Raw genomic sequence first — 12,864 nt, 5'->3', positions numbered from 1 at the left:
CGGAGGCGACGACCCAGGGCCGGAACAGATGCTCAAGGCTTCCGGAAGACGATCTTCCCCGCGTCCAGATCGACCCGCGTGGCGCCGCCGGCCTGGTTCTCGACCAGCATCAGCTGAACCTGGCGCTGCTCCAACTCGTGCTGCTTCGTGCCGCCGAGGATCGCCTCGACCTCTTCGGTCGCGACGGCGCTCGCCATCCGGGGGCCGTCGCCGCGGCGGTGCCACGGCAGGAACCGACGACCCCAGACCTCGAGCACGGCGAGCAGGAACAGCAGCACGACCAGGATGGGGAACGCCATCGCCCAGAGCACGCCCATGGGGCGAACCCTATACTCATTTGACGGAGTGAGCACTCACTCCGCACACTGGTGGCATGACACCAGCACCCGAGACCCGACGCAGAGCACCGAGCATGAGCGTCGAAGACCGGCGCGCCATGATCGTGCACGCGGTGCTGCCGCTCCTCATGGAGCACGGCGCCAACGTCACGACCAGCCAGATCGCCCGCGCCGCCGGCATCGGCGAGGGCACCATCTTCCGCGCGTTCAAGGACAAGGACGAGCTGTTCGACGCCTGCACCGCCGAGGTGCTGCGCCCCGACCACGTCCTCGACGCGATCGCCGAGATTCCCATCGAGCAGCCCCTGGCGGACCGGCTCGTCGAGGCCGCCGAAGCGCTCGGCGCGCACCTCGAGCGGATGGGCGCGCTGATGGGCGCCCTGCACGCGTCCGGCAGGCACAAGCAGCGCGACCCCGAGCAGCGGCTGAAGAACCGCACGATGAAGGGCGGCCGCAGCGAGTCGATGACCGCCATGCGCGGCGCGATCACCGAACTGTTCGAACCCGACAAGGATCAGCTGCGGCTGACCCCCGAGCAGCTGGCCGCGCTGTTCCTGACCCTGCTGTTCGGCGGCCGCCGGATGGCGCCGATCGACGACGCCCCCACCATGCGCCAGGTGGTCGACGTCTTCCTGCACGGCGCCGTGGAGGCCAAGTGATCCCGGGCGGTGGGGGCGGCATGGAGTTCATGCTGGCCCGGCGCGGTCGCCGGCGGCACGCGACGACAGTGCCGGAGAGCGGGCTCACCGGGCCCGTCGACATTCCGGAACCGAAGCCGGAAGACCAGCCGAAGGACCTGCGCTCGCGGCTCAAGCGGGCGAAGACGTCCGTGGCGGGCACGGTCCGCGGCCTGCCGAAGGTCGTCAAGCTGACCTGGCAGGCCAGCCCGATCCTGACGATCCTCCTGGCGCTGATCACGCTGTTGTCGGGCCTTCTGCCGACAGTGACCGCGTACATCGCGAAGCTGCTGCTCGACTCGGTCGTCGCGGCGATCCAGGGCAAGGGGACCACGGGCGACATCGTGAACGTCGCGCTGTTCCAGTTCGGCGTGCTCGCCGCGACGGCGATCAGCAGCGCGCTGACGTCGATCGCGCAGTCGCTGCTGCAGGAACGCATGACGCTGACCATCCGCCACCAGGTGATGGCGCACGCCAGCGAGCTGCACCTCGCGTACTTCGAGGGCTCGACGTCGTACGACATGCTGCGCCAAGCCGCGCAAGAGGCGCCGACGCGGCCGTTGTCGATGATGAACTCCGCACTGGGGCTGGTCCGGACGCTGATCACGTTCGGCAGCATGGTCGCGCTGCTCGTCGCGATCAGCCCGCTGCTGGCGCTGGTCGCCCTGGTGGCGCCGATCCCCGCGTTCATCTCGCAGTCGAAGTACGGCTCGCGCGCGTTCTGGCTGACGTTCCTGATGTCGCCGATCAAGCGCCGGATGGATTATCTGTCCTCTTTGGTCACGACGGACACGTACGCCAAGGAGACGAAGCTGTTCGGGCTCGGCCCGTACTTCGTCGACCGGTTCCGCCGGCTCGGCCTGGTGTCGTACGAGCGGCAGCGGAAGCTGACGATCAACCGCAACATCAGCTCGACGTCCTGGGGCCTGCTGAGCACGTTCGCGGGCTCGGCGATCGCCCTGTACATCGCGCTGGAGGCGGTCGGCGGCCGGCTCACGCTCGGCGACTTGGCGCTGTACACAGCTGCGGCTACTTCGGTGCAGACGTCGGTGTCCGGGCTGTTCACGGCGTTTTCGGGGATGTACGAGAACAATCTGTACCTGGACACGCTGTACCGCTTCCTGGACACGAAGCCGGAGATCACACCACCTGCTTCGCCACGTCCATTTCCCTCCGAAGTGGACGGACACATCGAGTTCGAGTCGGTGACCTTCAGCTACCCGGGCGCGGACGAGCCGGCGCTGGACAACGTCAGCTTCGAGATCCACCCCGGCGAGACGGTGGCGGTGGTGGGCCGCAACGGCGCGGGCAAGTCGACGCTGTTCAAGCTGCTCTGCCGCCTGTACGACCCGACCGGCGGCCGCATTCTGCTGGACGGCGTCGACATCCGCGAGTACGACCCGGTGGAGCTGCGCACGCGGATCAGCGCGATGTTCCAGGACTACGTGACGTACCAGGGAACGGCGGCGGAGAACATCGGGTTGGGCGACCTTTCTCGGTTGGAAGACCGTCCGCACATCGAGGACTCGGCCCGCCGGGCGGGCGCGGACGAGCGCATCGAGCGCCTGCCGTCCGGCTACGACAGCCCGCTGGGCCGCTGGTTCGATCAAGGCGTCTCGCTGTCCGGCGGCGAGTGGCAGAAGATCGCGCTGGCGCGGGCGTTCCAGCGGGAAGCGCCGTTGCTGATCCTGGACGAGCCGACGTCGGCGCTGGACGCGCAGGCCGAGCACGATCTGTTCTCGCGGCTGCGTGAGCTGTCCGAGGGCCGGACGACGTTGTACATCTCGCACCGGTTCTCGACGGTGCGGCAGGCGGAGCGGATCCTGCTGCTGGACCACGGGAAGGTGGCGGAGTACGGCACGCACGAGGAGCTGATGGCGGCGAAGGCGGGATACGCGGAGCTGTTCACCCTCCAGGCGCGCGCGTACCTGGACGAGGTGCCGAGCTGAGCGATGGGGGGCGCCGGATGATCCTCTCGGGGATTTCGGTGCCCCCGCGCAGCTCCACGTTGCGGAGGTTGAGCCACGGCATCGGCGCCTCGCGGTCGTCGATGACGACGGCCGTCGTGTCGAGCAGGCAGTCGGTGAACCAGATCGCCCGCTCACTGTCGGACAGGAACCGCAGATCGAGCCGGCACCGGGTGAACCGCACGTCCTCGAAGCTCAGCCGAGCGAAAGCGCTGCTGCCGGACCAGTTGCCCAGCAGGCCGAAATCGAGGGCGGCGTCGCTGAATTCGACCTGCTCGAACCGGACTACGGCGTTCTCGATGGACAACGCGGAGAAGTCGAGCGTGCCGACCGGGAACCGGCAACGGTAGAAGTCGACCGGTCCGCGAGCGTCCCACCCGGAGCAGATCAGTTCCCCTCCGCCGAACTCGGCGCCGACGAATTCGGCACCGCCGTCGAGCCACGCGTAAGTGATCGAAGTCCGGTCGGCGGTGAACCGCGTGCCGTGACAGCTCAGCGCCCCGGCGAACTTGGTCCGGTCGAAAGACGTCAGCTCGCCGGCGAACTCGGCCCGGTCGAAGATCACTCGCCCGGGAAAACGCAGGCCGGCGAAATCGGCGTTGTCGAAGACGACCTCGGTGAAGTCGAAGTCGACCGGCTGCCGCCAGGCGGTCCCGGTGAGCCGGTCCCGGATCATCCGCAGGATCGCCTGCCGGACCTCGGCCTCGCCGGACGACATCACTTGTGGCTGCAGCCGCAGGTACCCGCAGAGGACGTCGACGCAGACCTGACGCTTGTCGACCCAGTCATCGGCGAGCCCGGCGAGCGCGTACACGCCGGTCAGCCGAACGGCCGGGCTGTCGTGCGCGAGCTGCTCGGCGGCGGTCCCGAGCCGTTCGTTGAAGCCTTGCACCACCTCCCGATCGGCCTTGTCGACGGCCAGGGCGTGCTCCTTTTCGGTGATCCGCTGCTTGCGGTAGTTGACGGCGAGCAGCACGACACCGCCGAACCCGGCGACGACGGAGAGGGCGATCTTCAGCAGGTCGAGCACCTGGTCGACCCCGAACACCCCGGCGTTCGGCAGCTTCGGCCAGCCGAGGAACCACAACAGCCCACCGGCGGTCCCGCCGGCGACGACGATCGCGACGAGCAGCCACGCGAGGACGGACAGCAGGATCGAGCCCCGCCCGTCGAGGTTCGGCAGCCGCGGCCAGGAAAGCCCCAACCGACCCGGTGACACCCGCCGCCCGACGACCAGGCCGACCGCGGCGAGCACCACTGCGGCGATGAGGAGCCAGCGGAGCCAGTCGGACACGAGGGGTGACACTAGCCGGTGCGCTGGGCGGCGCGGGAGCAAATCGGACAGCTCGTTCGTTGACCGGGTATGGCTGTCGCGTTCCTGCTCTACGTCTTCGCCGAGATCGCCGCGATCTGGGCGGTGGGATCGGCCGTCGGCGTGCTCGGCACGCTGGGCCTCCTCCTGGCCGGCGCGTTCCTGGGCTCGTGGCTGGCCCGCCGCGAGGGCGGCAAGGCGATGCGGGCGTTCATGTCGGCGGCCCGGGCCGGGCAACCGGCGGAGAAGGAACTGACCGACGGGATGCTGGTCGCGCTCGGCGGGGTGTTGATCCTGGTGCCGGGGTTCGTTTCGGACGTCCTGGGGTTGCTGCTGATGCTGCCGCCGTCACGGGCGGTGGCGCGTCGGTGGTGGCTGCGGCGGATGGAGAAGCGAGCGGTCCGGTTCGCCAACCAGCGGCGGGGGCCGGTGATGGTGGTGGACAGTGAGGTCGTGCCGCCTTCGGACGCGGGGCCGCGCCGCGACCAGCCGACGGTGATCGAGGGCCGGATCATCGAGGGGTAGTCCTCGCTGGGCTCGAACTTTGCCACAATGTGCGCGTGGAGCGCTTGAAGACCACATCCGCGGTACGCGTCCGGATGAGCAAGCAGAAGTCCCGGAACACCGGGATCGAGATGGCACTGCGCAGACTCCTCCACAGCGCCGGCTTCCGCTACCGAGTGCACCGGCGACCGGTCAAAGGGGTGCGCCGGGAGGCGGACCTGGTATTCGGCCCCGCACGCGTCGCGGTCTTCGTCGACGGATGTTTCTGGCACGGGTGTCCGGAGCACGCGACGTGGCCGAAGAACAACGCGGAATTCTGGCGCGAGAAGATCGAGACCAACCGCAGGCGCGACGCAGACACCGACGCTCGCCTCGACGATGCCGGGTGGTTGTCGCTCCGTGTGTGGGAGCACGAGACAGTGGATGCTGCGGCGGACCGGGTCATCGCCGCGGTCCGGGAACGACGCTGAACCTCAGCTCCTGGCGGTGTCCTTTAACAGGCCGTCGCATCCGCCACGCGTGTCTCTCCAGCTTCGTTTGACGCACGAGTCCAGCTTCGCCACGTCGAGCTCCTTACCCAGAGCTGCGGCGAGGACATGTGCGGCCAACCGCGGCGGAATGGCGTTGCCGATCTGCTGCGCGATGCCTCGACCGGACCACGGGTAGTCGGGCGGGAAGGTTTGCAGTTTGCCTGCCTCGTAGTCGGAGAGGCGGTCCGGCATTCCTTTCGCCCTGCCGACCAGCCGGTTACGGGATACTTTTCCGGTCACGGTGAAAGCGGGCTGGGTCGACAGCCGTTCTCCACGAGCCTTCGGATCACCGCCGGTACCGTAGTTGGATACCACCGTGAACTGCTCCGACCAGCCGAGCGCTTCACCCATGGTTTTCCACGGACGCAAACGCGGATCGCCCTCGCCGCGCGGCGTCCCCTTACGGTACCGCCGGTGCGTGGGTTGGGGCAGCTTCGCTTCGCCATCACGCCGAGCGATCAAAATCGCCCGGCGGCGTGTCTGTGGAACTCCAAAGTCCTCGGTGTGGAGAATTCCACAATCGACGCTGTACCCGCGCTCTTCGAGCACTCGGGCGTACGCTTGCCACACCGGCAGCACGGTCGGGACCTGCTCGAGCACGATCGCCTCGTACGGGACGCCTGCGTCAAGCGCCCACCGAAGCGGCTCCAGCACCAAGCCGGTGCGCTCGTCGTCCAGCTGAGCGAGGTCTTCTGTCACATCTTCGCCCTCGGCGATGGCGTCGACGAAGGAAAGCACCTGCTCCAGCGCCCGCCTGCCGGCGCCTTGCCCCGCAACCGTGTACGTCTGACAGGGGGGGCCACCACTCAGGTAGCGCGCTTTCGGGTAGTCAGCCGGCTTAGAAAGGCGGACATCACTCTGCTTGGTGAGCAAGCTAGCTTGCTCGCGAGTGACGCAGGCGTCTTCGTCCCATTCGATGCCGACGACGGACATGCCGAGCCAGTGGGCGGCGACGTCGAGACCGCCCGGACCTGCGAAGAGATCCACCATCTCGACCTGCGCGGATAACGGCGGGGCCAACTGTCCGTCGGTCATAGGACGGAAGTGTATAAGGAGGGTCCGACAAGACTCGTCCCGCCGAACCCGACACGCCGGCCGAGTGCGGCTTCGACATCCGCACCGGCGTGACACGTTCGTGACGGACTGGCGTAACAAAGTTGGCCGCCCTCACGACGTGAAAGGTTACGAAGCACGTTACGTTTCGAGGCGACTACTTCGGCCTGGGATTGTCTTCCGACGTCCCAGACGAGGAACCTGCAGACTGAGTTCAAACACGAGGAGCGGGGATAAGCGGTGACAGATCCGCAATCTTGGCGGCCAGACGCGGAACTGGTCCAAGAGGTCGTGAACCAGTTCGACGTCGCCATCGCGGTCTACGACAAGAACCCGAATCTCATCTCAGAGCATGCGAATCATGAGGAATCGATCCGGGTCGGGGGCTACTCGGAGCGGACGCTCCTCGAACTCGTCCAGAACGGCGCTGACGCCATGTCCGGAGCCGACCCCGAAGTAAGTTCCGCTGGCCGAGTCGAAATCGTCCTCGACATGGCGAACCAGACGCTATACTGTGCCAATACCGGACGTCCGTTCTCCCGGAGCGGGATAACCGCGATCACCCACGCTCACCTGAGCGGCAAGCGGGGCGACGAGATCGGACGCTTCGGCCTCGGCTTCAAGTCCGTTCTCGCCGTTTCGGACTCCCCGCAGGTCTTCAGCCGGTCCGTGTCGTTCGAATTCAACTCACCGCGGGCTCAGGCAGCGATCGCAGCAATCAAGTCCACCGCAAGACGCCATCCGATCCTGCGAACTGCGACAGTGGTTGACGCAGAGGCGGCGTTCGCCGAGGATCCAATCCTCACCAAGCTCGCCGATTGGGCGACCACAGTCGTCAAGCTCCCCCGGGCATCCAGCCTCGCCCGACTCCGCCGGGAGATCGAGCTGTTCCCTTCGGAGTTCCTGCTCTTCGTCGGTGCCATTCGAGAAATCAAGCTTCGCATCCTCGGCGTCGAACCGTTCGAGACGACCCACGTTTCCCGGGATTTCGGCCAAGGGATCTTGAAGATCGAGCGTCCCGACGGTAGCGGCGAAGAGTGGATCGTCGAGAGCCTGATGCACTCACCGTCAGCCGAAGCACGGAAGCAAGTCGGTGAGGCCGTCTCGCGAGAGAAGGTCAAAGTCTCCGTCGCAGTCCCGAAACGCCATACACGACAGCGGATCGGGCAATTCTGGTCATACTTCCCCCTCAAGGATCAGACGTCGGCGTCCGCCCTTTTCAATGCGCCGTGGAGCGTGAACGACGACCGGACTACGCTGCTGAGAAACGACTACAACCGAGAGATGCTGAAAACTCTCTCGCAGATGTTCGTCAAGCTGCTGCCACGCGTCAGCACCTCCGACGATCCCGCCGCCCACCTCGACTACATGCCTGCGCGAGGCCGAGAAGCTCTATCGTTCGGCGATGAGCTACTGTGCGCACACGTTCCGCAACTGTCAGCGACGGCCGCCCTCATTCCTGACGCAACGGGAGCGCTCACATGCGCTGCAAGGCTGCGACCTCTGGACCTGACCATTGCAAACGTCGAGGCAAGTGATCACCGAGAGTGGACTGACTCGCCGAACACCGGCGACGATGTTCCGCACTGGCGCTGTTACACGTCGCTACAGCGAGCGACGCGTCTACGCCAGCTTTTCGTGGCATCGGTGTCCCAAACTCTTCTCGACAAGGACAGGGATGACAAACGTGCCCTGGAAGCCGTGGCCAAGCGTGGGCTGCTCTCATGGCTGCGGGAGTGGGCAGACGGCGACGATGTCATGTCCTCCGCTCGTGCGCTCAAGTTCGTCGAGGCCCATCGAAACCTGCCCGATATCGATCACGCCAAGGTGGTTCCGACCACCGACGGCATCCGCACGCTACGGGACAGGAACACCGTCTTCTTGCACCAGGAAGACGACATAGCGATCGAGCACGCGGTCTTCGTGGCTCCCGACTACCTCGCTCAACCCGGGGTGGACAAAATCCTCAGGGGGTTCAGATTCCGCGACTTGGATCCTCTGGCGATCCTGAACGCTCGACTTGCGAAGCTGTCGGCCAGTCCTGATGACGAGCAGCTTTCCAAGGTCTGGGATGCCGTGCTCGGCGTTCCAGTGGCCCAAGCGGCAAAGGTCTTGAGGGAGCACACGACCACGGTCAAAGTCCCGACCCGGGACGGCGGCTGGGCGTGGCCGACGCAGGTCTTCGACCTCGACGAACCATTGGGTGACGAGCTGGCGGCCAAGATCCTGGACCACGACCGTTGCCTCCCCTCGGTGGCGCACCGGCTCGGGGTCGTGCACAGCCCCGTCAGCAGCTACTCATCGGAGGACGAACCCCTCTTCGGGCAGTATCGGGAGTGGGTTTTGACAACGCTCAACGCAAGACAAGGTCCCGGCCAGCGTCCGATCGAACGCGTGGAGTTGTACCCGGGCGACGGCCCCGGCCCTTTTTCCGTACTGTCCCTCCTTCGGGATGCCGGGGCGTCCGACCGGTCACGCGCGGCCTGGACCGTCGGACTGCTCCAAGGCGGTGACTCGGACTGGACGTGTGAAGATTTGGACACAGGCACGTCTCATCCGGTGGAATCGCCCGTTCGCTGGGCGGTGAACCGTGCAGGCCTGCTGAACACCGATCGCGGGTTTCGTCCGCCTGCCGAGGTGGTCGCTCCGTCTATGCTCAAGTACAAATACCTCCTGCCGCTTTTCGACGGACCTCGACCGGTTGCCGACGCGTTGGGCCTCCCTGACACATTGGACGCCGTACCATGTTCGGTTCTCCGCGACGCCCTCGAAGCGGAGCTGTTCCCGTCGAGTCTCGACAACGCCGTACTCGTCGAGTTCATCACCGCTGCATGCCGCGTCGCGTATCCCGAGAGTCGGCCCGCGACCATCCCAGCTCGGGTGAAGCGCGCGGTCGAGGCACGCCCGCCAGCTTCTGTGTACCTTGCCACCAATGACGAGCAAGAGGAATTCCTCTACTCGCGTCAGCGCCCTTACTTGCGGGTCACGGGCGAACAGGTGGTCGAGCTCACGGCTTCCGTCGGCTGCCGTCGATTCGAAGACAGCTTCGCCTTCTCCATGGTGATCGAGGGAGAGCAGGAGAGCGAGCGCATCGTCGACATCTTCAGCGGGTTACGTGCCACGCCTGCCGCGGACACAGTACGAAACGCGACGGTTGCGCGCGCACTCCGATTGGTCAAGCGGGTAACCACCGAGAGCGGCGTCGAAGACCAGTCGCTCGAGTGGCATCGCGACGGAGCCGACCTGGTGGTACTCAGTGACATCGATGAGCGCCGCCTCCTCGTCGTCGTCAACGAGGCCTTCGACCTCTGCCTCACGAACGCCGAACTCGAGAACGTCCGCAAGGCAGCGTTGGACCAGCGTCTTCAGGCGCTACGCCAAGAAGCCAAAGCCGTATCCACCGATGCCGAACGACTGGAAGTCTACTTCGGTCCGGACGATCTGCGCGACGCGCTACCAAAGGGACTTTGGCACGCGCTCGAAGGCCAGAGCCTGGTGGACGACAACACCTCAGTCGCCGAGCTGCTCCTGAGGGTCTTCGGCTCCGACTCGATCAAGTTGCTCGCCGACCAGTTCCGACAAGAAGGTTTCGTCGACGTACCTACGCAGTGGACGGGGGGCGCCTCGACCATCTCGTGGCTGCGGCAGATGGGCTTCGGAAGCGAATATGCCGGCCGACGCACCCGGCACCAGGAGGAAGAATTCGTCGTACCCGGCGCCGTCAAACTCAATCCTCTTCACCCCTTCCAGCAGAAGATCAGCAGCCGCTTGAGGGACGTTCTCACACTTCGCGAGGCGAATGGTCGTCATCTCAAGGCAATGGTCGAGCTCCCAACCGGATCGGGCAAGACTCGAGTGGCAGCCGAGACTGTACTCCGCCTCTTCATCGATGGCGGCTTGCAAGGTCCGATCTTGTGGATAGCACAATCGCAGGAACTTTGCGAACAGGCTGTCCAGACTTGGAGCACCGTCTGGCGTGGCCTCGGCGACGAGCGTCCGCTGACGGTCGGCAGGCTGTGGGAAAACAACACAGTGCACGAACCGGATACGGAATTTTCAGTTGTGATCGCGACGGATGCCAAGCTCGACGTCGTCCTCGAGAATCCTGAGTACGGTTGGCTGAGGAACGCCGCCGCGGTGATCGTCGATGAGGGACACCGAGCAGGCGGTTCTGAACGGTACACTCGAATCCTCACTTGGTTGGGCGTTGCAGGTCGTGGTTGGGAACGGCCCCTCATCGGGCTGTCAGCGACGCCTTTCAAGGGTACTTCCGAGTCTGCGACCGCGGCGCTCGCGAGCCGGTTCGGCATCCGGAAGATCGACATCTTCGACTCGACCAACGCCTACCGGCACCTTACGGAAACTGGCGTCCTGGCAAGGGTTCGACACGAGGTACTCTCAGGCATCGACGTCGCTCTTCAGCCGGATGAGGCGGCCGAGGCAGAGCGGCAACGCCGGGTTCCGGCGCGGGTCATGGACCGCGTTGGCGCCGACCTTGCACGGATGTCGACGCTCGTCAACCACATCATGAGTCTGGACCCGAGCTGGCCGGTGCTCGTCTTCACGCCCAACGTCCTCTCAGCCCAGGTGCTCGCTGCAACATTGCGTTATCGGAACGTCGAGGCGGCTGCTGTGAGCGGGCAAACCGGCAGGCAGGAACGCCGAGAGGTCATCGAGAAGTTCAAGAGGAACGAGATCCGTGTCCTCGCGAACTGTGATCTGCTGGCTCAAGGCTTCGACGCTCCCGGCGTCCGCGCCCTCTACATCGCTCGCCCCACCTTCAGTCCGAACGCCTACATCCAGATGGCCGGACGCGGTCTCCGTGGTCCCGACAACGGTGGGAAAGAAGAGTGTCTGATCGTGGACATGGCAGACAACTTCGGAACCTTCAACGAATGGCTCGGTTATCGTAAGTACGAAGACCTTTGGCAGGAGCAGTACGCGTGATCCTCGTTCCGGACCTGACCGACATAGAGAAGAATTCAACTAGCGACGCGGAACGCAGGACAGCCCGCCTCTTACGGGAGATCGAGGGGGATCCAGATGCGGTCGCCTTCCACTCGGTGAAGCTACGGTCCCACGCGTACAAGCAGCAGGCTGAGGCAGACTTCGTCGTATTGTGGAAGAAAATCGTCGTCGTCGTCGAGGTAAAGGGCGGCGGCGTGAGAAAACACGACGGCGTCTGGTACAGCATCGACCGACGGGGCGACTGGCATAAACTCGCCACCTCGCCGATGGAGCAAGCGCAGTCGGCGATGTATGCCCTTCAGAAAATTCTCCGCGAAGAAGGGGTCGGCTGGTTCGCGCACGAGGCCGTCGTAATTACCCCGGACATCGACGACCCGCCACACTCGATCGAGTGGCAGCCGAGTAACTGGCTGGCGCGTGACCACATGAGCATCGGCAGGTTGACCGACGCTCTCGACAAGATCGCATACAACGCTCCAAAGCCACCGGCGGATCGTAAGCTGGCGAGAACAGAAGACCTGAGGACGCGCCTGTTCGGGCACTTCACCCGCATGCCGGTGATCGACGCGCAGCGCGGTGCGGTGATCGAGGAGCAGAACCGGGCCACGTCGGGTCAGGCCAGGGTGCTCGCTTCCCTGGCACGAAATCCTCGGGTATTGGTATTCGGCGGTGCCGGCACAGGTAAGTCGCTGGTTCTCGTCGAGGCGGCCAAGCAGGAGGCGGACCAAGGCAAATCCGTTCTGATCACATTCCGCTCGCCTGCGCTCCGCAACTTCTTCTCCCCTCACATACTCGGTCGCGGAATCGATCTGCTGCCTTTCGACCAGCTGGAACCCGCGAAGGCATACGACATCGTGTTCGTCGACGAGGCGCAAGACCTGATGACTGCGGACGGCATGGACAAGATCGACGGTGTGGTCGCCGGCGGCAGAGGCAGCGGGCGATGGCGGATGTTCCTCGACATGAACAATCAGGCGCATGTGGACGGGCACTTCGATCCCGATGTCCTGGAGATTGTTGCCTCCGATGCGCTTTCGGTCGATCTAGCTCTCAACGTCCGGAATACCCGGGCGATCGTGCACATGGTCCAAGAGTACGTCGGTGCGGATGTAGGAGACCCCGGCATCGTCCACGGCGAGAAGGTTCGATGGCAGGCGGCCGAAGAAGACAGCCTGGTCAAGGCCGAATCCGTGGCGCAGGAGTTGACCGCCGAGGGTGTCCGCCCCGACGACATCTGGATCATCCGCACAGTCTCGAGCGCGCCGCCCCAAAGGACGAAGCATGGTTTCACCGTGACCAGCCCCAAGTACGCCAAGGGCCTCGAGGCTGACCACGTGATCGTCTGTGAGCTTCCCGAGGTTTTCGACGAAGCGACGACTGCAGCGTTCTACGTCGCCGTGACACGCGCGCGAGTTTCCTTGGATGTAGTGCTCACGCGTGATGACAAACGACGCATCCAGCACTTGGTTCGACGACAGTTGGAGAAGAAGTGACACTCACCCGGAATCAGGAGGT

Annotated in this window: 9 protein-coding genes; 6 read left to right on the top strand and 3 right to left on the bottom strand. The window is 65.1% G+C overall.

The genetic code is table 11. The features are described 5' to 3' along the window. Positions 1-32 precede the first annotated feature (32 nt). Positions 33-317, bottom strand: a complete 285-nt coding sequence (locus ABFJ78_RS03245; RefSeq protein WP_436384100.1) for a DUF6191 domain-containing protein — start codon at positions 315-317, stop codon at positions 33-35. Between the two features lie 95 nt (positions 318-412). On the opposite strand from ABFJ78_RS03245, the gene ABFJ78_RS03240 reads away from it, so the two are divergent. After that, on the top strand, positions 413-997 hold the full coding sequence (locus tag ABFJ78_RS03240; RefSeq protein WP_436384099.1) for a TetR/AcrR family transcriptional regulator: 585 nt from the start codon (positions 413-415) through the stop codon (positions 995-997). A gap of 20 nt (positions 998-1,017) precedes the next feature. Further along, entirely contained in the window at positions 1,018-2,964 is a 1,947-nt protein-coding gene (locus ABFJ78_RS03235) for an ABC transporter ATP-binding protein (protein ID WP_436384098.1), read from the top strand. On the opposite strand, the gene ABFJ78_RS03230 is transcribed toward ABFJ78_RS03235, so the two are convergent. Then, positions 2,921-4,276, bottom strand: coding sequence for a hypothetical protein (locus ABFJ78_RS03230; RefSeq protein ID WP_436384097.1), 1,356 nt, complete (start codon positions 4,274-4,276; stop codon positions 2,921-2,923). The two genes, ABFJ78_RS03235 and ABFJ78_RS03230, sit on opposite strands and share 44 nt — an antisense overlap. A gap of 69 nt (positions 4,277-4,345) precedes the next feature. Here ABFJ78_RS03230 and ABFJ78_RS03225 point away from each other — a divergent pair, with 69 nt between their 5' ends. Both ABFJ78_RS03225 and ABFJ78_RS03220 read left to right on the top strand, forming a co-directional pair. Then, on the top strand, positions 4,346-4,819 hold the full coding sequence (locus tag ABFJ78_RS03225) for an FxsA family protein (protein WP_436384096.1): 474 nt from the start codon (positions 4,346-4,348) through the stop codon (positions 4,817-4,819). Positions 4,820-4,893: 74 nt separating this feature from the next. Then, a complete protein-coding gene (locus ABFJ78_RS03220) occupies positions 4,894-5,268 on the top strand; it encodes a very short patch repair endonuclease (protein ID WP_436385371.1) in 375 nt (124 codons plus the stop codon). Between the two features lie 3 nt (positions 5,269-5,271). Here the strand turns inward: ABFJ78_RS03220 and ABFJ78_RS03215 are convergent, their stop codons facing one another. Next, positions 5,272-6,363, bottom strand: coding sequence for a DNA cytosine methyltransferase (locus ABFJ78_RS03215; RefSeq protein WP_436384095.1), 1,092 nt, complete (start codon positions 6,361-6,363; stop codon positions 5,272-5,274). Positions 6,364-6,672: 309 nt separating this feature from the next. Between ABFJ78_RS03215 and ABFJ78_RS03210 the strand changes: the two genes are divergently transcribed. Both ABFJ78_RS03210 and ABFJ78_RS03205 read left to right on the top strand, forming a co-directional pair. Further along, positions 6,673-11,328, top strand: a complete 4,656-nt coding sequence (locus ABFJ78_RS03210) for a sacsin N-terminal ATP-binding-like domain-containing protein (RefSeq protein ID WP_436384093.1) — start codon at positions 6,673-6,675, stop codon at positions 11,326-11,328. Then, on the top strand, positions 11,325-12,842 hold the full coding sequence (locus ABFJ78_RS03205) for an NERD domain-containing protein (protein WP_436384092.1): 1,518 nt from the start codon (positions 11,325-11,327) through the stop codon (positions 12,840-12,842). Before ABFJ78_RS03210 ends, ABFJ78_RS03205 begins: the two co-directional genes overlap by 4 nt. Positions 12,843-12,864 lie beyond the last annotated feature (22 nt).

It is taken from the genome of Amycolatopsis sp. MEPSY49 (assembly GCF_051337345.1).
GTDB lineage: Bacteria > Actinomycetota > Actinomycetes > Mycobacteriales > Pseudonocardiaceae > Amycolatopsis.
This window is presented reverse-complemented; position numbering and strand designations above follow the sequence as displayed.